This is a genomic window from Candidatus Pelagibacter sp. (assembly GCF_052049975.1).
Taxonomy (GTDB): domain Bacteria; phylum Pseudomonadota; class Alphaproteobacteria; order Pelagibacterales; family Pelagibacteraceae; genus Pelagibacter.
Genome location: NZ_JBNGYZ010000002.1, coordinates 483537 through 507591 on the forward strand (window position 1 = coordinate 483537; position 24055 = coordinate 507591).

General features: G+C 31.8%; 25 protein-coding genes. 17 read left to right on the top strand and 8 right to left on the bottom strand.

Annotation, left to right across the window (positions count from 1 at the left end; genetic code table 11):
- Positions 1-60: 60 nt before the first annotated feature.
- The 3 genes from ACTT9U_RS06330 to ACTT9U_RS06340 all read right to left on the bottom strand — a co-directional run bounded on the left by ACTT9U_RS06330 (position 61) and on the right by ACTT9U_RS06340 (position 2005).
- Positions 61-594, bottom strand: coding sequence for a hypothetical protein (locus tag ACTT9U_RS06330; protein ID WP_440932318.1), 534 nt, complete (start codon positions 592-594; stop codon positions 61-63).
- A gap of 3 nt (positions 595-597) precedes the next feature.
- A complete protein-coding gene (locus ACTT9U_RS06335) occupies positions 598-975 on the bottom strand; it encodes an MORN repeat-containing protein (RefSeq protein WP_440932319.1) in 378 nt (125 codons plus the stop codon).
- An 85-nt stretch (positions 976-1060) separates the two neighbouring features.
- The gene (locus ACTT9U_RS06340; RefSeq protein ID WP_440932320.1) at positions 1061-2005 is read right to left on the bottom strand and encodes an ABC transporter substrate-binding protein; all 945 of its coding nucleotides are present in this window, start codon (positions 2003-2005) and stop codon (positions 1061-1063) included.
- Positions 2006-2134: 129 nt separating this feature from the next.
- On the opposite strand from ACTT9U_RS06340, the gene ACTT9U_RS06345 reads away from it, so the two are divergent.
- From ACTT9U_RS06345 to ACTT9U_RS06425, 17 genes are all read left to right on the top strand, one after another.
- Positions 2135-4471: a DUF1989 domain-containing protein gene (locus ACTT9U_RS06345; RefSeq protein ID WP_440932321.1), complete on the top strand. Its 2337-nt coding sequence runs from the start codon at positions 2135-2137 to the stop codon at positions 4469-4471.
- Positions 4472-4475: 4 nt separating this feature from the next.
- Complete coding sequence (locus ACTT9U_RS06350; RefSeq protein ID WP_440932322.1) at positions 4476-4826, top strand: hypothetical protein; 351 nt, start codon at positions 4476-4478, stop codon at positions 4824-4826.
- A 99-nt stretch (positions 4827-4925) separates the two neighbouring features.
- Positions 4926-6251, top strand: a complete 1326-nt coding sequence (locus ACTT9U_RS06355) for an NAD(P)/FAD-dependent oxidoreductase (protein WP_440932323.1) — start codon at positions 4926-4928, stop codon at positions 6249-6251.
- A 67-nt stretch (positions 6252-6318) separates the two neighbouring features.
- The gene (locus ACTT9U_RS06360; RefSeq protein WP_440932324.1) at positions 6319-7788 is read left to right on the top strand and encodes a glutamine synthetase family protein; all 1470 of its coding nucleotides are present in this window, start codon (positions 6319-6321) and stop codon (positions 7786-7788) included.
- A gap of 45 nt (positions 7789-7833) precedes the next feature.
- Positions 7834-8778, top strand: a complete 945-nt coding sequence (locus tag ACTT9U_RS06365) for a glutamine amidotransferase (protein WP_440932325.1) — start codon at positions 7834-7836, stop codon at positions 8776-8778.
- Positions 8766-9614 carry a GXGXG motif-containing protein gene (locus ACTT9U_RS06370; RefSeq protein ID WP_014953530.1) on the top strand — a complete coding sequence of 283 codons (849 nt, stop codon included), beginning with the start codon at positions 8766-8768 and terminating at the stop codon, positions 9612-9614. The genes ACTT9U_RS06365 and ACTT9U_RS06370 overlap by 13 nt, the downstream gene beginning before the upstream one ends.
- Positions 9614-11035, top strand: coding sequence for an FMN-binding glutamate synthase family protein (locus ACTT9U_RS06375; protein ID WP_440929930.1), 1422 nt, complete (start codon positions 9614-9616; stop codon positions 11033-11035). Before ACTT9U_RS06370 ends, ACTT9U_RS06375 begins: the two co-directional genes overlap by 1 nt.
- Before the next feature lie 9 nt (positions 11036-11044).
- A complete protein-coding gene (locus ACTT9U_RS06380) occupies positions 11045-11455 on the top strand; it encodes a hypothetical protein (protein ID WP_440932326.1) in 411 nt (136 codons plus the stop codon).
- Positions 11456-11571: 116 nt separating this feature from the next.
- Positions 11572-12972 carry an ammonium transporter gene (locus ACTT9U_RS06385; protein WP_440932327.1) on the top strand — a complete coding sequence of 467 codons (1401 nt, stop codon included), beginning with the start codon at positions 11572-11574 and terminating at the stop codon, positions 12970-12972.
- 9 nt (positions 12973-12981) lie between these two features.
- Positions 12982-13206, top strand: a complete 225-nt coding sequence (locus tag ACTT9U_RS06390) for a hypothetical protein (protein ID WP_440932328.1) — start codon at positions 12982-12984, stop codon at positions 13204-13206.
- A 58-nt stretch (positions 13207-13264) separates the two neighbouring features.
- Positions 13265-13414 carry a hypothetical protein gene (locus tag ACTT9U_RS06395; RefSeq protein WP_440932329.1) on the top strand — a complete coding sequence of 50 codons (150 nt, stop codon included), beginning with the start codon at positions 13265-13267 and terminating at the stop codon, positions 13412-13414.
- A 5-nt stretch (positions 13415-13419) separates the two neighbouring features.
- Positions 13420-14298, top strand: a complete 879-nt coding sequence (locus ACTT9U_RS06400) for a class II glutamine amidotransferase (protein WP_440932330.1) — start codon at positions 13420-13422, stop codon at positions 14296-14298.
- Positions 14299-14301: 3 nt separating this feature from the next.
- The gene (locus ACTT9U_RS06405; RefSeq protein ID WP_440932331.1) at positions 14302-14982 is read left to right on the top strand and encodes a protein glxC; all 681 of its coding nucleotides are present in this window, start codon (positions 14302-14304) and stop codon (positions 14980-14982) included.
- Positions 14983-16299, top strand: a complete 1317-nt coding sequence (locus tag ACTT9U_RS06410) for an FMN-binding glutamate synthase family protein (RefSeq protein ID WP_440932332.1) — start codon at positions 14983-14985, stop codon at positions 16297-16299.
- A gap of 32 nt (positions 16300-16331) precedes the next feature.
- Positions 16332-17657, top strand: coding sequence for a type III glutamate--ammonia ligase (glnT, locus tag ACTT9U_RS06415; RefSeq protein ID WP_440932333.1), 1326 nt, complete (start codon positions 16332-16334; stop codon positions 17655-17657).
- Positions 17658-17660: 3 nt separating this feature from the next.
- Positions 17661-18812 (top strand): diaminopropionate ammonia-lyase, encoded by a 1152-nt coding sequence (locus tag ACTT9U_RS06420; protein ID WP_440932334.1) that lies wholly within the window; start codon positions 17661-17663, stop codon positions 18810-18812.
- Complete coding sequence (locus tag ACTT9U_RS06425) at positions 18805-20229, top strand: cryptochrome/photolyase family protein (RefSeq protein WP_440932335.1); 1425 nt, start codon at positions 18805-18807, stop codon at positions 20227-20229. Before ACTT9U_RS06420 ends, ACTT9U_RS06425 begins: the two co-directional genes overlap by 8 nt.
- On the opposite strand, the gene ACTT9U_RS06430 is transcribed toward ACTT9U_RS06425, so the two are convergent.
- Genes ACTT9U_RS06430 through ACTT9U_RS06450 form a run of 5 tightly spaced genes read right to left on the bottom strand, consistent with a single transcriptional unit; the run spans position 20226 to position 24053 of the window.
- Positions 20226-20645, bottom strand: a complete 420-nt coding sequence (locus ACTT9U_RS06430) for a secondary thiamine-phosphate synthase enzyme YjbQ (RefSeq protein ID WP_440932336.1) — start codon at positions 20643-20645, stop codon at positions 20226-20228. The two genes, ACTT9U_RS06425 and ACTT9U_RS06430, sit on opposite strands and share 4 nt — an antisense overlap.
- Positions 20645-21691 (bottom strand): cell division protein ZapE, encoded by a 1047-nt coding sequence (gene zapE / locus ACTT9U_RS06435; RefSeq protein ID WP_440932337.1) that lies wholly within the window; start codon positions 21689-21691, stop codon positions 20645-20647. The genes ACTT9U_RS06430 and zapE overlap by 1 nt, the downstream gene beginning before the upstream one ends.
- Positions 21684-22112 carry a hypothetical protein gene (locus ACTT9U_RS06440; protein ID WP_440932338.1) on the bottom strand — a complete coding sequence of 143 codons (429 nt, stop codon included), beginning with the start codon at positions 22110-22112 and terminating at the stop codon, positions 21684-21686. The genes zapE and ACTT9U_RS06440 overlap by 8 nt, the downstream gene beginning before the upstream one ends.
- Entirely contained in the window at positions 22112-23416 is a 1305-nt protein-coding gene (locus tag ACTT9U_RS06445; protein WP_440932339.1) for an outer membrane protein assembly factor BamB family protein, read from the bottom strand. The genes ACTT9U_RS06440 and ACTT9U_RS06445 overlap by 1 nt, the downstream gene beginning before the upstream one ends.
- A complete protein-coding gene (locus ACTT9U_RS06450; RefSeq protein WP_440932340.1) occupies positions 23409-24053 on the bottom strand; it encodes a hypothetical protein in 645 nt (214 codons plus the stop codon). Before ACTT9U_RS06450 ends, ACTT9U_RS06445 begins: the two co-directional genes overlap by 8 nt.
- Positions 24054-24055 lie beyond the last annotated feature (2 nt).

A 24055-nucleotide genomic window follows, 5' to 3' on the forward strand; every position in this document is an offset into this window, starting at 1 on the left:
ATTACTAGTAGCCTACACAAAAAACTTAATAAAATAAACTGTATAAACTTTCTCTACCTCCTAAAAATTTTTTATATAATAAACTCTGGTATCAATACCTGTGCTTAAAAAACTTAATGCTTCCCCGCTAACTGTAATTGTTTCAATTGTGCCATCATCCAGTGGTCCTTCTAAAGTAAAGCCAGCGAAACATTTATTGTTTTCCCATTTTACAAATGTTTCCTTAATCAAATTTCCGTTATTAGTATAAATTTGAAAAGCTTTATAATTAATCAAATTTGCTCCCATTACTGCGCGTTGCGGAATTAATTTTGTCACCTTACATACTGACTCATAAATTTCGTCAGTTAATCTGTGATTTTCAGTACCATCATAAGTAACTAAAATTCCTGATGGAAGTTTTGAAATAACTTCATTCAATTTTCTTTCTTGGGCAATTCTTTCCTCTTCTGCTTTCATCTTCGCAATAAGCTCGTCTCCACCACCGAAAATATTATTTAAAATTGTAAAAAATAAAATCACAATTACAGTGACAGTAACAAGTCCCACAAATTGTTTTACATTGTCAGGAAGAGTTTTAAATTTTTCAACCATAACTTATTTTTGAAGTTCTCCGTTTTTCCAAATTCCAACTGTTTCTGTGCCATCGGGTAATGTAAATTTTCCTTCGCCATTCATAAAACCATTTTCCCAACTACCTTCATATTTTGAACCATCAGGAAATATTAAAGTTCCTTGACCGCTCCAAACACTATTTTTGAACTCACCTTTATAGATATAGCCATTAGGCCATGTTTCTGTTCCTTGACCATGTTTTTTTGTTGCTACCCACTCACCCTCATAAGTAGTCTTATCTGTATAGATCCATTTACCAAAACCATTTTCACAATTCCCCTCCTTGCAACCAGTGCTTCTTGCAAAAACTGAAGTTGAAATTAAAAAAGTAAAAATTAAAGTTAATAGTAAATTTTTCATTTCATTATCTTACACAAGAATTTAATTAAAAAAAATCTCCCCCAACAAAGTTGGGAGAGATTTAAAAGTTTAATTTGATTTACCTTTATTTAGTAAATGGCTTCCAAACACTCTCATTATCAGCTAACCATTTTTTAGCAGCATCTTCATGAGAAAGTTTGTCGATATCAACTAATGATGCCATTGCACCAATGTGACTTGTTGAGAAAGACATTTTCTTAAATGCTGCAGCTGCTGCTGGATGAGTTTTTGGGAAATCTGCGTTAACAGCTTTCTTTAAGTAACCATCAGGAGAACCACATTTTCCATCACCACCATCTTCTGGTCTGCAACCAGCTGTGTATGGAGGGAAGTCGATAAATGTAAAACCAGCACCATCAGTAAAGTTTGGTGTCCAGTTGAAAATTATAGTTCCTCTACCTTCTTTTTCTGCTGCTGCTAATTCTGCCCATAATGCATCAGCACCACCAGCAAATTTAACAGTCCATAAATCACCTAATCCAAGAGCTTCAACTCTTTGAGGGATTAAGTCACCGTGCCAAGATTGTGGACCTTCTAACATTCTACCTTTACCACCAGAGTCAGGTGTTACAAAGTTTTTTGCACAGTCAGGATTTTTTAGAGCAGTCCAGTCTGGAAGACCTGGGCATAGACCTTTTTCTGCAACCCAGTTTGGATAACCCATATCTTCAAGAGTTCTTGCTTCATGATCACCCCAGTCAAGGATACCACCTTTTTCTAAAGCTGTTGTAAATGATTTACCAAAAGCTGACTCCCATACCTCGTGTGAGATTGTTACATCGCCAATTCTAATTGACTCGTATACAGCTTGTGAGTCTGCTGGTACATATTTTACATTGTTACCCATAGACTCAAAAATACCACCGATTACATAAGCCATTACTACTTGTGAAGACCAGTTATGAGTTGGGATAACTATTGGTTTTTTACTATCTGCTGCGTTAGATACTCCAGTAAAACTCACTAAAGCTATCACTGCTGCTGATAGAGTTGATATTAACTTTTTCATTTTTTCCCTTTCCTTATTCCTAATTAAGAATATCTAACTATAAATTTAAATTACCTTCAACATTAATTATTTTTTTTATATATAAAAAATATAAACAAGTTATAATTATTATTAAAATATAAGTGTTTCATGAAAACGACTTTGGACATTAAAGAACCTGGACTAAATGTCCTACCTCCAGGAGTAGAAAGACACGTCGTTAACAGTGGAGGTCTAACTGCTTTTCAATTGTTTCCTGACGATGAAGTTGAAATCATAAATGATGAAGGAAATCAAATTTGTGAAGTAATTTGTTTTAATAAAGATGGTAAGTCAGAAGTAGGTATTCTTAATCTTAGAGAAAATTCAGATAAAAATTTTATTAGAGATATTTTAAATGGAAAAGATGAAACTATTCTAGCAACAAACTATCAATTAAAAAAAAGAAACTTAGATATTACTCAATCAAGATCATCTATAGTTTTTGACAAAGATACTCCTCCAGGTGAAAAAATTAAATTAAAATCAAAAGATAAATGTTACGCAATTTTCTCTGCTCCAAGTGAAGATATGTTGGTGACAAACCAAAATCCTGCAAGTGAATTAACTATTTTTATTAAAAGAGCAAAAATTATAAACGATAAAGAACTGAATATAATTCCTGATCCAATATTCGAACCTTTGTATGAACAAAATATAGATAAAGAAACTTCAATTGCTTATGAGGTAAAAGAAGGAGACTACATTCAAGTTATAAGCCCAACAGGTAGACAATGTTCAGACTTTGTAGCTTTCGATACAAGAAAATTAGAAAAAGGGATAGAAAAAGGTTTAGACTGGCAAACAACAAGAACATTTATGGGAAATACATTTCCTGGCCCAGGATTGTTTTCAAAATTTTATGATACTGATCATGAACCACTAGTAGAGGTTATAAGAGATACCGTCGGAAAACATGATACTTTTAACTTAGCCTGTACTTCAAAATATTATGAAGATGCGGGTTACTTTGGACATCCTAATTGTTCAGATAATTTAACAGAGTCTATGTCAAAGTATGGAGTTCAAAAACAAAAAGGATGGCATGCAATAAATTTATTTTTCAATACATCAGCTGCTGGATTAAATTCTGTTATATCAGATGAGTCTTATTCAAGACCTGGCGATTATGTGATGTTTAAAGCTTTAAAAGATTTAACAATAGGTACTACGGCATGTCCAAGTGATATCGATGCATGTAATTCATGGAATCCTACAGATATTTTTGTTAGAACTTACGATAAAAAAAAAGAATTTAGTAAATCTTTTGCATTTAGAATGAAAACGGATTCAGAAAAAAAACTTACAAAAAACTCTGGCTTCTATGAAAGAACTTCAAAACTAACAAGAAACTTTGTTGATGCTAGAGGTTTCTGGTTACCTAATGATTATACAAAACACGGTCTAGTTAACGAATATAATGCTTGTAGAGAGAAAGCTGTTTTAATTGATTTGTCATCTTTAAGAAAATTTGAGATCATTGGACCTGATGCAGAAGAATTATGTAACTACACTCTAACAAGAAATATTAAGAAATTATCTGTTGGACAAATTGTTTATTCTGCAATGTGCTATGAAAATGGAATGATGTTTGATGATGGAACATTATTAAGATTAAGTGAAACTGGTTTTAGATGGATTTGTGGAGATGAATATGCGGGTGAATGGTTAAAAGAAGTTGCCAAAAAGAAAAACTATAAAGTTATAATCAAAAATTCTACAGATCAAATTAGTAACGTTTCTATTCAAGGACCAATGAGTAGAGATATCTTAAAAAAAATAATTTTTACTCCACCTACTCAACCATCTATTGATGAGCTTGGTTGGTTTAGATTTACAATATGTAGAGTTGAAGAGTTACAAGGAATCCCATTAATTGTTTCGAGAACTGGTTACACGGGTGAGCTTGGCTATGAAGTGTGGTGTCATCCAAAACATGCTCCTGAAGTTTGGGATAAATTAATGGAAGCTGGAAAAGAATATGGAATTATTCCTGCAGGCTTTGCTGCATTAGATAAACTTAGAATAGAAGCAGGATTAATTTTATTCGGTGCTGAGTTTGATGGTCAACAAGATCCTTTTGAAGCTGGTATAGGTTTTGCTGTTCCACTAAAAACTAAAGAAGATGATTTTATTGGAAAAGAAGAATTAAAGAAAAGAAAAGAAAATCCTCAAAAAAAATTAGTTGGTTTAGAATTGATTGGAAAAGAGCCTGCAGGTCATGGTGATTGTGTTCACATTGGAAGATCTCAAGTTGGAATTATTACTAGCGGATGTTTATCAACTGTTTTAAATAAAAATGTAGCTTTATGTAGAATTGATGCACAATACTCAGAAATTGGAACTGAAGTAGAAATAGGAAAAATTGATGGTCATCAAAAAAGAATTTCAGCAAAAGTTGTTAGGTTTCCTTTTTATGATCCTGACAAAACAAGAGTTAGAGCGTAAATAAATGCCAAAAACATCAAAAGATCTTCTAGAGTTTTGGGAAGAACAAATGAAGCTTTCACATACATCTAGTAATTATTTTTTTAGAAAATCACCTTCTCACTATCATATGATGTTAATTGTAATGAATTCATTTAAAAGAAAAGAGAATCTGTCAGTAGAAGAATTAAAAACCAGACTGTTTAAGACATCTAGACCTAAGTCAGCTTTGATGATCAAAGAAGCGTGTGAGAAAAATTTCTTTAGTTTAGAGAAAAAAGGTAAAGATCACCGAAAGAAATATGTGATCCCTACCCAAGGATTTATTGAAGAATTTGGTAATTATTTAACAACTCTTAAAAATCTAAGCTTCTAAACTTTATCAACAATTAAAAGTTGTAGATCTAAAGCTTCTAAAAATTATATATAAAAAATAATATATTTTTTTGTTTTACAAAAAAATAATGTTTCGATTATGTCTATACCTTCAAAAGCAAAAGTTGTTATCATTGGTGGCGGTATTCATGGTTTGAGTACAGCTTGGAAATTATCAGAAACTTATAAAAACCCTGGCGATATAGTTGTTCTAGAAAAAAAAGATACAGCTGCAGGTGCTAGCGGAATTGCATGTGGAGTTGTTAGAAATAACTATTTCCAACCTGCAATGAGAGAATTAATGGCTCACTCAGTAGAAGTTTGGGAGAGTGACCCTAAAGCATTTAAATACAATGCTGTAGGTTATTTACAAATATCACCAGAAGTAATGCATGCAGATGTTGCAACAATTTATGAACAACAAAAAGCAATCGGATACGATTCTGAATTTATTGAAGGTGAAAAAGATTGCATGAAGTATATGAAAGGCATGTTCGATGATTGGCAAGCACAAGGAATTACATCTGTGCTTCATGAAAAAAAAGGTGGATATGCGTTCAATAAAGATTCAATTAAAGCATTAGAAAACAAATCAACTTCTAACGGTGTTCAAGTTATAAAAGGTATAACTGTTAATGGTTTCAAAAGAGGTAGTAATAGCAAGGCTGTTACAGGAGTGGAAACTGATAAAGGAGTTATTGATTGTGATCAAGTAGTAATTGGTGCTGGCCCTTGGGCAAGAGATTTTTGGAATATGTTAGAGCTACCAAAAACAGCAAACATTAAAGATAAAGATGGTAAAATGCACACAACTGACATGTGGACATATTGGATGTTACAAGAGGGTGTTATTGGTGTGGAGCCAGATTTTTTGAAAATGAATAATGGTGAACAACCACCTGTAATACACGTGGACTCTACTGCACCTTTATATTCAGATAAAACAAAAAAACTAATTACAGATAAAATTTGGGGAATCTATTACAAACCAGATATTGAAGGTCTTGGTGTTCAAGGTGGAACTTCTCCTTACATAGTTGATAAACATTTTGATCAAGTTAATGTAGACCCATACGGAATTGAGTCACCAGAATACCAAACTACAGAAGCATTTAATGATATGTGGTGTTCTGCTTTAGCTCATTGCCAAAAAAGATTTGAAGGTAAGTCTGACCTATATAGAAAAGGACCTTCAGGAGGTCTTGGATGTATGACACCAGACTCTTTTCCAATCTTTGATAGATTTTTAGAAAATGTATATTTAATTGCTGACGCTAACCACGGATATAAAATGATAGGTGTTGGTGAGTTGGTTGCTAAAGAAATTTTAGGACAAGAAAGTGAATTGTTAAAACCGTTTAGATTCAACCGGTACGAGAAAGGTGAGCTTCACCCTACTTCTAACAGTCCGTTCCCTTGGAGCTAATTATCCAAGTAGACAGACTTTTTGATTTCAGTTAACTTTTTGTTCTGAAAATTAAAAAGGGGAAAAAATGACTGATCTAGAAAAACATGTAAATCAACCAGGCAGAGATAAACTTGTAAAAAAAGTTAGAGAAAAAATTAATGAGTTAGGAATTACTTATATTTATTTCCAGTTCATTTCAGTAACAGGTAGAATTGTAGGTAAAGGTATACCAGCTGATCATTGGGAAAGAACAGCGGAAAAAGGTTTTCAACTTGTTTATGGTGCAACAGCAAATTTATTTTTAGATCGTCATAATAATTACATTGGATATGGACCTGAAGCTAAAGAATTAGTTGGTATCCCTGATCCTGAAACTTTTGTTCAGTTGCCTTGGGATAAAAAAGTAGCAAGAGTTTATTGTACATGTTTTAGAAATAGAGAAGAAAGAGAAAATCCAGGTGGACATTTAACATCTGATTGCAGAGGAAACTTAAGAATTATTGCTGAAGAGTTTAAGAAGAAGCATGGTTATCAAATGAGAGTAGGAACAGAACCTGAAATGATGTGGTTAACGAAAAATGAGGATGGAACTCCTACTGGAAAAGGTTTCTCAAAACCATTTTGTTATCATATAGATCAATTTGAATCTTTAAGACCTGTTTTCATGAAAGTAATTGAGTATGCAAATGCAATGGGGCTAGACATGATTCAAGGTGACCATGAAGATGCTCCTGGTCAATTAGAACTTAATTGGATGTTTGATGATGTACTTAGAAATGCTGATAGACTTTCTACTTACAGACAAATTTGTGCGCAGGTAGCTAGGGAGCATGGTTTAATTGCTTGCTTTATGACTAAACCATTTATGGGTGTGTCTGCAAGTGGTTGTCATACAAATATGTCTTTATGGAAAGGTGGAAAAGATAAAGTAAATAAACTTGGTCATAAGAGTTTACCTGGAGTTGACGAGGTATTTACTTATGTTGAGGGTGGAGAAAATACATTTATGCCTGATACAAAAGATATGCAGCTTCCAGGAAAAGTTGGATTACAATCTATTGGAGGGGTAATGAAACATTTACCAGCGCTTACTGCTATAGGTTCATCAACAGTTAACTCTTATAGAAGATTATGGGACCAAGGTTTTTGGGCGCCTGTGTATGCAGATTGGGGTTATCAAAATAGAACTTGTGGTCTAAGAGTTTCTGCTCCAGGTAGATTTGAGTATAGATCTGTAGATTCAATGCATAACCCGTATTTAATGGGTGCAGCTTTGTTAAAAGCATTTGATGATGGAATATCAAATAACATTGATCCAGGTAAACCTGAGTCTAGAAACATATACGAAGCTCAAAAAGCAGGTAAGGATGTAAAAAAACTTCCATTAAGTCTTGGTGAAGCTTTAGATAGATTATCGGAAGACAAAATAATTCAATCTGCAATGCCAGATGAAATGTACAAGATTTTTCATTGGTATAAAAACGATGAGTGGGAAAGATTCCTTGGAGCTACAACTCAATGGGATCTAGATACTTATTTAGATTGTCTACCGTAGTAGAAAAAAGGAATATAAATTAACAATTTAACATAAGGAAAAGATATGTGTGGAATAGCAGGACTTATACATAGAAATAAATCTTCTAATGTTGGAAGTGAACTTCAAGGTATGCTTCAAGCTTTAAAACATAGAGGAGAAGACTCTACTGGATATGCGTTATATGGAGATACTGACGGAAAAAATTTCATTATGAGATTTAAAGTCGGTGAAAATGTTGGTGAAGGAAGTTCATCTGTAATGGAAGATGTTTCTGTTTATGATGAAAGAATAAAAATAGTAAATGCTAAATTAAAAGAGTTAGGTGCTAACATAATTAAAGAAGAAAGAATTCTTCCCTACTCTTTAAGATATGAAATCACATATGATGCAAAGGATCTAAGAGATTTATCTGAAAAAATTGAGAGTGTTCCTGGTGTTGAAATATTATCTTTAGGAAAATCTTTAGAGGTAATTAAAGATCTAGGAAATGCTAAAGAAGTTTGTGATAGATATAGCCTGGGGAACTTAGTTGGAACTCACGCAATTGGTCATGCTAGAATGGCAACTGAATCTGGTGTAGATATTAAATCTGCCCACCCTTTTTGGGGATATCCTTTCAGTGACGTTTCGGTAGTTCACAATGGTCAATTAACTAACTATTGGAATAATAGAAGAGTTCTTGAAAACAAAGGCATGAGATTTATGTCAGAGTGTGATTCAGAGCTTATCGCTGTATATCTAGCTGATAAAATGAGAAATGGTGCTTCGCTTGAAGAAGGTATGAAAGATTCTCTTCATGAGTTAGATGGTGTGTTTACATATTTTGTTGCGACTAAAAATTCATTAGGAATGGCAAAAGATACAATGGCTGCAAAACCATTAGTACTATATGAATCAGATGATCTTGTGGCAATGGGATCTGAGGAAATAGCAATTAGATCAGTATTACCTCAAGAGATTGACACTTATGATCCATTTAATGGAGAGGTTAAAGTATGGCAAATTTAAAGACTGAAAAATCAAAAGCTCGTTCAATGGGTATGCACACTGAAGTGCTTACTGGTAGAACTCAGCAAAAATTCTTTAATCCTGATGAAGCTGAAAATTTCTTTTATTTTGGAACTTACGATGTAGATTTTAATAAAAGAACAGAGCTTGACGTTAAAGATATGACTGCAACTGAAGCTAATAAGGAAATAGATAACCTTATGAGCAAAGGTTTTGGAACTATAGTAATCAAAAACCCTCAAGGAAAACACAGTTTGGGAGTTGGAATATTAAATAAACTTAATTTAATTTTTGAAGGAAGTTTGGGTTACTTTGGTGTTGGATCGTGTGACGGACCAGTAGTTAGAGTTAATGGTCGTGTTGGTTGGTCTTGCGCAGAAAATTTGATGGCTGGTAAAGTAGTAATTGAAAAAAATGCTGGTTCTTCATTTGGTGCTGCTATTAGAGGTGGCGATTTAATTTGTAAAGGTAGTGTTGGTTCTAGAACTGGTATCGACATGAAAGGTGGAACCATCATAATTGGTGGTGACGCTGGAGCTTTTACAGGCTTCATGATGCAAAGAGGAAGAATAATCATTCTAGGAGATGTTGGAATTAACCTAGGTGACTCTATGTATGATGGAATTATTTATATTGGTGGAAAAATTGAGTCTTTTGGAAGTGACGCTGTAACAGCAGAACTTACATCAGATGATGTTTCTTGGCTAAAAAGAAAATTAAAAGTTGCAGAGATTGGTGAAAACTTTGATGTAAGTAAGATGACTAAAGTTGTAGCTGGTAAAAAACTTTGGAACTACGATAACTTAGAACCTACAGAGAAAAAAGGAGCAATTTAATGGCTAAAAAGAAAACAAAAGCTAAAAAGAAAAAATCAAATGGACAAGCTGGAGTTGGTGGAAAAGCTGACGTTCATCTAAACAAAAGCGGGGGAAGAAATAAAAGTTTACTAGGCCTAAATGCTATTTTTACTCCTGATGTAATTGACGATATTCATATCAAAGCTGAATTAGGAAGATACAGAATGCGAGGAATGGCATTGATGAAGAAAATTCCTGATTTTGACGACCTAACATTCTTACCTGGAACACTTACAAGATTTGTAATTGAAGGTTACAGAGAAAAATGTGAAACAAAAACTGTAATTGGTCCAAGATGTGAAAATCCCGTTGAACTAGATATTCCAGTTTATATTACTGGAATGAGTTTTGGTGCTTTATCTTATGAAGCTAAAACAGCTTTAGCAAGGGGAGCTACAATGGCTGGAAGTGCTACATGTTCAGGAGAAGGTGGAATGATTCCAGATGAAAGAAGATATTCTGAAAAATGGTACTACCAATGTATTCAATCAAGATATGGTTTTAACCCACATCATGCACAATTAGCTGATGGTATTGAAGTATTTATTGGTCAAGGTCAAAAAGTTGGAATGGGTGGTCACCTAATGGGTCAAAAAGTTACTGATCAAGTAGCTGAAATGAGATCTTTACCTGCTGGTATAGACCAAAGATCGCCAGCGAGACACCCTGACTGGTTGGGTCCAGATGACTTGGCATTAAAAGTTCAAGAGTTAAGAGAACTGACAAAAAACAAAGTGCCAATTCAATTAAAGCTTGGTGCTGCTAAAGTGTATGATGATGTTCGTATGGCAGCTAAATGTGATCCAGACTCTATCTATATTGATGGTATGGAAGGTTCTACTGGTGCAGGTCCACATATCGCTGCTGCAAATACTGGTATCCCAGGGATTGCTGCTATCAGAGAAGCAAGAAGAGCAATTGATGATGTTGGTAAAAATGGAAAAGTATCATTAATTTACGCTGGTGGTGTAAGAGATGGTGCTGATCTAGCTAAATGTTTGGCATTAGGAGCTGATGCAGTTGCAATTGGTACTGGAGCTATGATAGCGCTTAACTGTAACAAAGAAATTCCTGAGTCTAATTTTGAAAAAGAAATGGGAGTTAAAGCAGGTGAATGTTATCACTGCCATACTGGTAGATGTCCAGTTGGTGTGGCTACTCAAGATCCTAAACTAAGATCAAGACTAAATCCTGATGATGCTGCTTTAAGAGTATATAATTATTTACACACAATGACTTTAGAAGCTCAACTATTAGCTAGAGCATGTGGTAAAACTAATATTCACTCTTTAGAGCCAGAAGATTTAGCGGCATTAACATCAGAAGCTTCAGCATTAGCTAAAGTTCCTCTAGCTGGAACTAACTACACAGTTGGTGTTGACAACTTCCATAAAATATAAGGATTAATTATGCCAAAGAAAAAAGTTAAGAAAACTAAATCTAAAAAGGTAAGTAAAGCTGTTGTAGGAAAATCAAAAGAAACAGCTAGAGAAAAGATGATAGGACAACATATCGGCTATAGGTATGATGTTAATCTCCTACCAGATTATAAGAAGCTAACTCCATTTCTTAAAAAATATATAGAAGCTATGGGTTGGGATGATTTAAATTGGTTAGAAGATGTCCATATGGGATATGAAGAAAATAGACCAGCAGTGTTTTGCAGAAATGCAAATGGTTGGGTAACTATTCCTAAATCTATTAAACTACCTAACAATCAACAAGACAGAGACATGATAGCAAGAGAGCTATTGGTCAAATTTCAAATGTCAAAAAAACATCCCCTTGTTGATTTGAAAAAAGCTTATTTAAAGTTTTAAACTCAATTATTAGTTGATTTTTTATAAAGACCAGCGTCATTATGGCTGGTCTTTATATTATTGTAACCACTCCTCTATTTTAATAAAGTTTTAAAAAACTAACATGGGGAGAGAAAATGACTGATCAGTTAAGTGCTCTTACGACCATATTTACAGAGTTTTACTACTGGGTAACAGTAGTCCTAATGTTCTTAATTCACGTTGGGTTCTGTATGTATGAAGTTGGAGCTTCTCGTTATAAACACCATCAACACACATTAATGAAAAATACAATGCTGATACCACTTGTAACAGTAACTTGGTTTTTCTTTGGTTGGTGGATATATTGGGCATTTCCAACAGGACCAGGAATTGCTCCATCAATAATGAACGAAAGTACTGCATTGATAACGGATGATAGTGCTTTTAGTGCATCTTGGTATGTGCCTAGTTCAGACTTAATGGCTGTAAATTTAAATGACCATATAAGTGGTGTATTCTGGGCAGCCTTCTTACTATTTTCATGGACTGCAGCATCAATTGTTTCTGGTGCAGTGATTGAAAGAATTACTACATTTGCTTTTGGTATTTTAGCAATAGCAATTGGTTCAGTGTTTTGGACAATCGATGCAGCGTGGGGATGGCATTTTGATGGATGGATGCTCAAAATTTTAGGCTATCACGATGCCTATGCTTCTGGAGTAATTCACGCGATTGCGGGTGGATTTGCTTTAGGTGTGCTTATGGTGCTTGGACCTAGAATTGGTAAATTTTCATCTAGCGGTGAACCAAGAAATATTGGGCCTAGAAATCCTTGGCTTGTAACAGTGGGATTATTTTTAATCTATACTGGTTTCTGGGGATTTTATGCTGCATGTAATATACCAATATTTGATCTTGGACCTGAATATGGAATGGAAGGTGTAACATTCTGGACTGCAACGAACATATATGTAACTCCTACTACACTTAGTGGTATTACTTTTAACTTCTTGATGTCGTTATCAGGAGGATTATTAGCCGGATATGTAATTGCTAAAGGCGATCCTTTCTGGACATACTCAAGTGGATTAGCGGGTGTTATTTGTGCGTCAGCCGGAAATGACTTATACCATCCAATTCAATCAATGATTATTGGTATGATAGGTGTAGTTATTGCTTACAAACTTCATTATTGGGTTGAACGTAAGTTCAAAATTGATGATGCAGTTGGAGCTGTAGCTGTACACGGTTATGCTGGATTTGTTGGTCTAGTAATTTGTGGTTTTGTTTTAAATGGCTATCCTTCGTCTGGATACAGCGTTGGAGCTATGTGGGATGGAACAACATATGCTACAATCAATCCACTAGGACAATTCCTTGGAGCAATAATTATGTTTGTTGTTCTAGGATTAATACCAGGTTACGTTCTTGCAAAAATACTTAACGGTATGGGTAAATTAAGAATCCCTCGTGAAGTAGAATTAGCAGGACTTGACTATGAAATAATGGAAGCTGATAAAGATGCAGAAAAAGCAGTTTCCTCAGCAACTAGGTAAAGGAGATATATGGCTACAGTAACAAACTGGATAGATCATTTAAGTGCAGACGAAGTTGCCGGAGCAGTTTATCCGGGAGCTGGATCTAGTGAAACTTTACTAGTTATCTTAGGTATAGTTTTATGGATCGGTTGGCATGTTTTGACTGCTAAATCTGAGAGCGAAAAGCTTGAAAAGTTAAGCAGAAAAAGACGTGGCGCAAATGATTATAAAAACAATATTGCCAATTGGTAATTAAATAATTAAATTAAAGGCGCAGTTAATTTTAACTGCGCCTTTTTTTTATTACTTTATGAGCGAAGAAGAAAAAAATTTACCACCTACAAAAATGAGAGGAGTTGCTTTTCCAAAAGCAAAATATGGAGCTATTGCTGCTGTAATCATTATTGTAATAGTTAATTTAATCTATTATAAGGACGCTCTTTTATCTTTAGTAAAATAAATTTTATGTGTGGAATAGTAGGTATATATCTTAAAACTAAAAAATATGAAAAACACTTAGGTAAGTTTTTATCTGGGATGTTAGACGGAATGGCAACAAGAGGTCCTGATAGTGCAGGCTTTGCAATCTATTCAAAAGAAAAAAAAGATCTTTATAAATACTCAATATGTTTAAATAACTTAAGTATTGATCAATTTAAGAAAAAAATTTCAAAATATATAAAAAAAGCCAAGATAAACATATTTTCTGATCATGTTGTTCTAGAAACAAAAGATAAACCAAAGAAAGTTTTAGAAATTATAGAAAAAAACTTAGATGAAGTATCAATTGTAGGTTACGGAAAAAGTATTAATATTTTTAAACAAACTGGAAATCCAAAAGATGTAGTTAAAAAATTTAAACTTTCTTCTTTTGCAGGAACGCATGGTATTGGTCACACAAGAATGGCAACGGAAAGTGCAATAACTACACAAGGATCACACCCCTACTCTACTGCTGAGGATGAGTGTTTGGTTCATAATGGCTCACTTTCAAATCATAATAATGTTAGAAGAGTATTGATTAAAGATGGACAAAAATTTAATTCTGAAAATGATACAGAAGTAGCAGCTGGTTACATTTCAAATCAAATTTCAAATGGAAAAAACCTAGAGAAGACCCTCAATAACAGTTTAAAAGACTTAGATGGTTTCTACACTTTTATTGCTGGTACTAAAGATGGATTTGCTTTGTTAAGAGATGAAATAGCTTGTAAACCTGCAGTGGTAGCAGAGACAAAAGACTACGTTGCTGTAGCTTCTGAATTCCAAGCTATGGCTCATTTGCCTAATGTGAATGAAGCAAAAATATTCGAACCTAAACCTGGTGTTGTATATCATTGGTAGTTTATGAATTTAGATTTAAAAAAAAAGAAATTAAGAGAAGTTAATTCGTATCTTCAAAATATTGATAGAAAAGATAATCAAAGAAAATTTGAGATTTTAAATCCTCAAGGACAACATGCTATCTGTGCAGGTTTGAAAGATGAAATAGATGTCAATATTAAAGGACACACTGGTTATTATTGTGCTGGCATGAATCAAAAAGCAAATATCAAAGTGGATGGAAATGTCGGAACTGGCGTTGCAGAAAATATGATGTCTGGAAAAGTAACAATTTGTGGTAATGCATCGCAAGCTGCTGGAGCGACTGGACATGGCGGAACTCTTATTATTGAAGGTGATGCTAGTTCAAGATGTGGAATTTCAATGAAAGGTATTGATATTATTGTCAAAGGTTCTGTTGGACACATGTCGGCATTTATGGCTCAAAAAGGAAATTTAATAATATTTGGAGATGCTGATGAAGATCTAGGTGACTCTATTTATGAAGCCAAGATATTTGTAAAAGGTAAAGTAAAAAGTTTAGGCGCAGATTGTGTAGAAAAAAAAATGGATGAGAAAAATATTCAAATTTTAAAAGATATTTTTAAAGATAATAATATTAAAGAAGATCCAAAAAACTTTAAAAGATATGGATCAGCAAGAAACTTATATAATTTTAAAATAGACAACGTAGGATCATATTAAATGAAGAAAAACCTTAAAGAATTTAAAACATTTCCAACTTCTACAATTCAAGAAATACAAAGAGCTGCAAATGAGGGAATTTATCAAATAAGAGGGCTTGGAGCTAAAAGAAAAGTTCCTGACTTTGATGATCTTGTTTTTCTTGGTGCATCCATGTCTAGATATCCACTAGAAGGTTATAGGGAAAAGTGCAACACTTCAGTTATTCTTGGTGATAGATTTGCAAAGAAGCCTTTACATTTAGATATTCCAATAACAATTGCTGGAATGAGTTTTGGTGCACTTGGTGCAAATGCTAAAGATGCATTGGGTAGAGGTGCCTCAGAAATGGGAACTTCAACAACTACTGGTGATGGTGGTATGACTAAAGAAGAAAGAGGTTCCTCAAAATATTTGGTTTATCAATTGTTGCCATCAAGATATGGAATGAATCCTGATGATTTAAGAAAAGCTGATGCGATTGAGGTTGTTGTTGGTCAAGGTGCTAAACCAGGAGGCGGTGGTATGCTTTTAGGACAAAAAATTAATAAAAGAGTTGCGGGAATGAGAACTCTACCAGAAGGCATAGATCAAAGAAGTGCTTGCAGACATCCAGATTGGACCGGACCTGATGACCTAGAAATTAAAATTCAAGAATTAAGAGAAATCACAAATTGGGAAAAACCGATTTATATTAAAGTTGGTGCTGCAAGATCATACTATGATACTACTTTAGCAGTAAAAGCTGGTGCTGATGTTGTTGTTTTAGACGGAATGCAGGGTGGTACAGCAGCAACTCAAGATGTTTTTATTGAACATGTTGGTATACCTACTTTAGGTGCATTAAGAGAAGCTGTTGATGCATTAAAAGAACTGAATATGCATAGAAAAGTTCAGTTAGTTGTATCTGGAGGGATAAGAACAGGCGCAGATGTTGCGAAGGCCCTTGCAATGGGTGCAGATGCAGTTTCAATTGGTTCAGCTGCAATGATGGCACTTAACTGTAATGCAGATTTATATAGAGAAGACTATGAAAAATTAGGTACAGAACCTGGTTTTTGTCATCACTGTCATACTGGTAGATGCCCCGTAGGAGTTGCTACTCAAGATCCTAAATTAGAAGAAAGATTAAATCCTGTTGAGGGAGGAAAAAGATTAAAAAATTATTTAAGTACTTTAACTTTAGAATTACAAACACTTGCTAGAGCAAATGGTAAATCAGATGTAAGAAATTTAGAACCTGAGGATCTTGTCGCTTTAACAGTTGAAGCTGCAGCGATGGCAAGAGTTCCTTTAGCTGGGACAGATTGGATACCTGGTTTAAAAGAAAAGAGTTGATTAGTTTCGGCTAAATTAATAAAATTTTAATTATGCCAAAAAACTTATCAAAAATTGCTAAACAACAAAAAATCAAATATTTCTTAATAAGCTTTGTAGACTTCTTTGGAGTTTTACGCTCAAAATTAGTGCCAGCGCGTGCTATTGATGAAATGCAAGAAAATGGCGCAGGGTTTGCTGGGTTTGCTACTTGGTTAGACATGACTCCCGCAGATAGTGATATGTTTGCAATTCCAGATCCTGATAGTTTAATTCAATTGCCATGGAATAAAGAAATTGGGTGGTTAGCTTCTGATTTATATATGGATGGTAAACCAGTTAAAGCATCCCCAAGAGTAATTTTAAAGGAACAAATAAAAAAATTATCTAAGAAAAAACTTAATATGAAATCTGGTGTTGAATGTGAATATTTCTTGATAAGTGAAGATGGTTCATCAATTGCAGATGAAAGAGATATACAGTCTAAACCTTGTTATGATCAATCAGCACTAATGAGAAGATATGATTTAATCAAAGAAATATGTGACAGTATGATTGAATTAGGTTGGAACCCATATCAAAATGATCATGAAGATGCTAATGGTCAATTTGAAATGAATTGGGATTATTCAGATTGTTTGATAACAGCTGATCGACATGTATTTTTTAAATTTATGGTTAAAAGCTTAGCTGAAAAACATGGTTTAAGAGCAACTTTCATGCCAAAACCATTTTCAAATCTAACTGGCAATGGTTGCCATGCACATGTTTCATGCTGGGAGGGGAAAAAAAATAAATTTTTAGACAAATCTGATAGCCTAGGATTAAGTAAAACAGCATATAATTTTTTAGGTGGATTGATAAAAAACGCTGACTCTTTATCTGCGTTTTTTAATCCAACAATAAATAGTTATAGAAGAATTAATGCACCACCTACAAAATCAGGAGCTACTTGGTCTCCAAGTAGTATTTCATACACTGGTAATAACAGAACTCACATGGTGAGAATACCTGATCAAGGAAGATTTGAGCTTAGATTGATGGATGGATCAGCTAATCCTTACCTGTTACAAGCAGGTGTGATTGCTGCTGGCTTAGATGGTCTGAATAATAAAATTGATCCAGGTGAACCTTTACACTGCAACATGTATGAAGATCATGAAAAATATCCAGATCTTCCAAAACTACCGAATGATCTTAATGAGTCTTTAGAAAGATTAAAAAATAATAAGATGATTAATGAGGCATTTGGAAGTGATGTAATAAATAGTTATTTGAAACTAAGATCTGCAGAATTGAAGGAATTTAGCAATAAAGAGAACTTTGATAAAACTAAACCAATTACTGAATGGGAACGAAGAAATACTCTAGATTGTTAATAGATGAACTCAATATTAAAGAGTAGTATTTTTTCAATCACTAATTTTGTAAAAAATAAAAATTATAATTTTAATAAAGGTCAAATTTTAGAATCTCTTCCAAATGAATATATGGAAGAAGCAGCAAAAACAATTTGTTCTTGGGAAACATATAAGCCTACACCACTTGTAGAATTAAATAAGTTAAGTAATTATTTAAATGTAAATAAGATTTACTATAAAGATGAGGGATTTAGATTTCATCTAAAGTCATTCAAAGCATTAGGGGGAGCTTTTGCTGTCGACAAAATAGTTAAAGAAACAAAGACCAATACAGTTGCAACAGCTACTGCTGGTAACCATGGAAGATCAGTTGCATGGGGTGCTCAAAAATTAGGAATAAATTGTAAAATTTTTATCAGTGAATTCGTAAGTGAAGAAAGAGCATCAGCAATGAGGGAGTTGGGTGCAGAAGTGATAAGAGTTAAAGGTAATTATGATGCTTCTCTTAAGGAATGTTTAAGAAAATCAAAAGAAAATAATTGGGAAATTGTTCAAGATGTTTCTTGGGAAAATTATATGGATGTTCCAAAATATATCATGGCAGGTTATTCAATTATGATTAAAGAGATTATAGATGAACTTAAAGATGAAAAAATTACTCATGTTTTTTTACAAGCTGGTGTTGGAGGTATGGCTGCAGCAGCTATAGCTGGATTTGCAAAATTTTCTAAATATGTTCCTAGTTTTATTATTGTTGAACCTGAAGATGCTGAATGCGTATTAGAAAGTATTAAAAATTCTAAACCAACTTCAATTAATATCAAAAAAGAATCTATTATGGGAGGTATGTCGTGTGGAGATGTTTCGGCAGTTGCATGGGATATTTTAAAAAATTCATCTAATTATTGTTTGTCGATTTCAGATCAAGGAATTGCTTCAACAGTTGCTCTGTTATCTAATGAAGAATTTTCAAAAAATAAAATAATCGCTGGTGAATGTGGTGTGCCTGGAATAATTTCTTTAATCAGTCTAGTGAAAGATCAAGAAAAAATAAAAGATATTGGAATCAATAAAAATTCAAAAATTCTTCTTATTGGTTGTGAAGGCTTAACAGATCAAAAGATGTATGATCAGCTTTTGAATGAAGGGCTGAGAAAGATTCAAAATGTCTAATAAAGCAATTGTATGGATCAGAGAAGATTTTAGGATTAATTTTAATCCAGCACTTGCTCATGCTTCTCAAAATCACGAGGAAATAGTCGCTCTTTACATTTTTAATCCAAAAAATTTTAATAATAAAAGAGAAGCTCAATTATGGTGGATTTCTAAATCTTTAGAAAATTTTTCAAAAGAGCTTTCTAATTTAAATATCAATTTAGAAATTCAAAAAGGAGATGAAATTGAAATTTTATCAAAAATTAAAAAAAAAGATAACATAACCCTTTATTGGAATAAAATTTATGAACCAGAAATTATTAATCTTGGTAAAAAAATAAGAGATAATATTTTATTAAAAAATGAAATCAGCTTTAAATATTTCAAAGGTAATATTTTAAATGAATATCAAGATGTTACTAAAAAAGACCAAACACCCTTCAAAGTATTTACTCCTTTTTGGAGAGTAGCTGAAGAAATATACTTAAATTCAGTACCATCAAAAATTTCAAAAATACAAAAAGTAAAAAAAAAATTTAATTATTTTAAAAATAATATTGAATCAAAAGATTTATTACCTAAAAAAAATTGGTACAAAAAATTTGAAAAATATTGGAATGTATCTGAAAGTGAGTCACATAAATTATTGGAAGATTTAATTAAAAATAAAATTAATAACTATGGGACAGATAGAGACATACCAAGTTTAAATGGAACTTCAAAACTTTCACCATATATTAAACATGGACAAATACATGTAGAAAAAATTTTCAAAAAATGTTCAGAAATTAAACCTAAAAATATCAATATAAAAAAATATACAAACGAATTAGGTTGGCGTGAATTCTCACACAGTCTTATAAATTATTTTCCTGAAATGTTAAAAGGAAATTTAAGAAAAGAATTTGATAAATTTCCTTGGGTAAAAAATGAAAAATTTTTAAATGCTTGGAAAAAAGGTATGACTGGATATCCTATTGTTGATGCTGGTATGAGAGAATTATATGAAACTGGTTGGATGCATAATAGAGTGAGAATGATAGTGGGATCATTTCTCGTAAAACATCTTAGGATAAACTGGCAGGAAGGAGAAAAACATTTTAGGAATTGTCTTTTAGACTTTAATGAAGCTAACAACGTTGCTCAATGGCAATGGGTTGCCGGTTGTGGAGCTGATGCGGCTCCCTATTTCAGAATATTTAACCCAATTCTCCAAGGAGAGAAATTTGATAAAAAAGGATTGTATGTAAAGAAATGGGTGCCTGAATTAAACAAAGTTCCAGATAAATTTATTCATAAACCGTGGGAAATGGAAATTAAATATCAAGAGTCTATAAGTACAATAATTGGAAAAAATTATCCTAAACCAATTGTTATTCATGAAGAAGCAAGAGCAGCCGCACTTAAAGCTTTTCAAACATTAAAAAAAAATTAATCACCCAAATAATGAAGGACTACAGTTCTTTGTTGAGGGTGAATTCTGTGTTCAAAAAGAAATATCCCCTGCCATGTTCCAAGTAATAATTTTTTTTCTTTGATACTTAATGAAATTTGATTATTTGTAATTGATGATTTGATATGAGCAGGCATATCATCTTTTCCTTCTGTAGAATGAATATAATCTTTTTCATTCATTGGAACCAACTTATTAAAATAATTTAATAGATCTGTCTTTACATCTGGGTCAGCATTTTCTTGAATAATAAGAGAGGCGCTAGTGTGCATAATGCTTAAATTTAAAATTCCATTAGTAAAATTATTTTTCTCAATCCAATTCAATATCTTGGGTGTTAACTCATATAAATTTTGGCTATTAGTGTTTATGTTTAATTCATAAAAAGTTTGTTTCATTATAAATACCTTACTGATGTTAATTCATTTAATCTACTTATTGTTCTTTTAAATACGTCTTTTAAACTTTGAGAAGAATTAAATTCATTTAAATTTATTTCAGAAGTAATTAATAAAGGAATATTTTTTTCATACAAAATATCGATCATTATTATAAATCTTTGTTGTTGATTGGAATTATTTTCATAAAAATTTGGAACATTTTCTATAAATAGAAAAGAACAATTATTTGCAATTTCTATATAATCTTCAGCACCAACATTTCGATCACATAAATCTTTAAAATCTAATCTGATAATACCATCATAAAAGTTTTCAACTTCAAAATTTCTTCCTTTGATTTTAAAAATTTTTCTTTCAAGTTTTTTATTCTTTGTAATTTCTCTAAAAAACTTATTCGCTTTAAAATTATTTGTTGAATTAAGTGGAGATAAAAATCTTTCAGTTCCTCCTTTTTCTAATCTGTAATCATTATCTATTGAAAGATCTAATTCAACACAATGCCTATTAATTATTTTAATAAATGGAATAAATTGATCTCTTTGAAGTCCATCCTTATACAGATTTTCAATTTTGATATTTGACGAAAAAAAAACAAAAATATTTTGACTAAATATTTCCTGGAACAATCTACCTAAAATCATTGCATCAACAATATTAGTTACTTGAAATTCATCAAAATAAATTAAATTTAAATCTTTTTTTAATTCTTTAACAAAAGACTCTATAATTTTATCCTGATTTGAATTATTAAATTTAAAATCATGAAATTTGATCATAAATTCATTAAAATGAAGTCTTTGTTTTTTTATCTGTAGACTGTTAAAGAAAAAATTTAGTAACATAGTTTTACCCACACCCACATCTCCATGTAAATAAATTCCCAATTTTTTTTCTTTTTTATTCTTGAAAATATCTAGAAAGGATGAATCTAAATATTTATCTTTAAAATTTTCAAACTGCTTGATGATTTGAATTTGACCTTGATTAACCTCAAATCCATTAGATTTACAATAATCTAAAAATCGATCATTTAGACTACTCATTGTTGAAGTTGAAATTATATTTTGCTCTTGGACCTTTTCTTAACCCAAAGGGTCCAGGTATAAATATTGTGAGTGGTTTTTTAGTCCCTTTTTCAAGATCTACTCTATGATAAGTATTTGCAGAGCGAAATCCTACATATCCTGGTTTTCTCCAAAATTTTCCGTCTTTTGTTGTTTCCCAATATCCACCACGTAAAATAATTGTAATATATGGACACATATGATTGTGAACACCATCACCATGGTCATCATCTAGCATCTCATGAATTAAAATATTAAATGGAAACCATCTAGGTCTGTTTCGAAATAGCAAATAATATCTATTCATCCATGGTTTAGCCAAATCATATCTTGGATGTGAGGGACCTCTGTCTAACACTACTCTTTTTTTCCCTAATTTTTCTAAAATTTTTAAAAACATTAATTCAGTTTAATTACAGCATTATCTTTAACTATATATAAACTTTGATTTGAAATAAATGGTCTAGAAACTTGTTCAGAGTCTACTTTTAAAATGGATGTTGTTTTGCCGCTTATTGTATCGAGAATAAATAACTTCCCATTACTTGTTGTGAGATAAATTTTGTCTAGCCCAACAACAAAGCCAATAGGTTTTATTTTAGATCTTTTTTTTTCTTTTATGCCCTTAAATATGTCCGTAACTCTGATAATATTTCCGGTATTCTTTTCGGTAATTACTAAATAGCCTTCTAGAGAAATTGAAAAAATTAAATTTTCAACAATTGTTGATCTGAGATTAGAATTAATCTTATTTTCCCAATTCACAATTCCTGTTTTCATATCAACAGAAAAAAACTGGTTTTTATTATTTGAAATATACAAGCTTTTATCATCTGCAATTAAATCAGATGATTTTAGAGAAAAAGCATTTTCGTAAATTAAACTGCTTTGTGTTGGTGTTTGCCAAATCAAACTACCTTCATTCATATCAATTGCTGTTACATCTCCCAATGAATTATTAAAATATAAAACATCATTAACAATAACAACTGATAATTTCTTTTGTGATCTTACTAGAGAATTATCTGTTTTTACGTTCCAATTTTCTGATCCATCTTTAATTGAAAAACTTCTTATAGTATTTTCAAAATCTACTGTAAAAAAATTATCATCCTGAATTTTAATTTGTGAATTAAAAGGAGCTTTATTTATTTTAGACCAAATCAATTTTCCATCATTTAAGTCTAATGAATAATACTTAGCGATACTATCGGTTACGATTAATACACTTCCATTATTTACAAATTGAAGAACTGGATTCAATTTCATCTCTTTTTTTGTATATATATTGGTTGACCAGATTAAATTTGATTGGTTATCAAACATAAATATGGTTCCTTTTTTATCAAAAAAAATAATTCCATTATTTGTAAATGAAATTTTTGGATCATATTTGTAAAAGTCTTTAATTTTAGAAAATTTAAATTTTGAAATTTGATCTAAATCACTATTGAAATCAACTCTTCCATTGTTGTTATCTAAATTATTTTCAAAATAATTTTCATTAGGTTGATTTGTTAGTTTAATTTCTAATTCGGGATTTAATTCTAAACTTATTGCTTCATCTTCTTCAAACTTAATAATTCTATTTGGATTATCTTCTGAAATTATTTTTTTACTTTGAGACCAGAAACTTGAATTTTTATTAAAAGAACAATTTGATAAGAGAAATATAAAAAAAACTAATGAAAATATTTTATTCACTTAGATCTCTATTTAATCTTTTTTGTGATTGTATTTTAATCTCTGAATTTGCGTTTTCTAAAGCTTGTATTTGTTCAAAAAATTCTTTTGCTTTTTGTTTTTCCCCTTTAGAAAAAAAATATTCTGCAATTAAATATAAAGAATGAGATTTCCATACACTATTAGAATTATTTATAGGTTTAAGAATATTTAAAAGTTCAATTTCATCCACACTGTCAGCACTAAACAAAGCTTTCTTATAAATTACTAAATTCTTTATTTCATCTTCCAACGAAGTTTCCTCGATTAATATGTTGAAAAAATTGTTAATTTCGTTTTTGTCTTCACTTAATTTATTATCAATAATAAAATATAAGGCTAATGGAGAATATGTGGGGTTTTTAGAATTAATAACTTCTACCAGTAGCTGGAAAGTTTTATCTTTATTTTCAACATTGTAACTAATAGTTGCAGAATTAAATTTATCTGAAATTTCTTTTTTTAATTTCTTTTGATATTCACCAAAAGCAAAAATTATTACAAATAAAATAACTACAACAATTATAGCTGAAATTATCTTTGATTTATTGTTAATAAAAAAATTTTTAATTTTTTCATTTCTGGTATTTGTATTAATTAAATCTATTTCCTCATTCATAA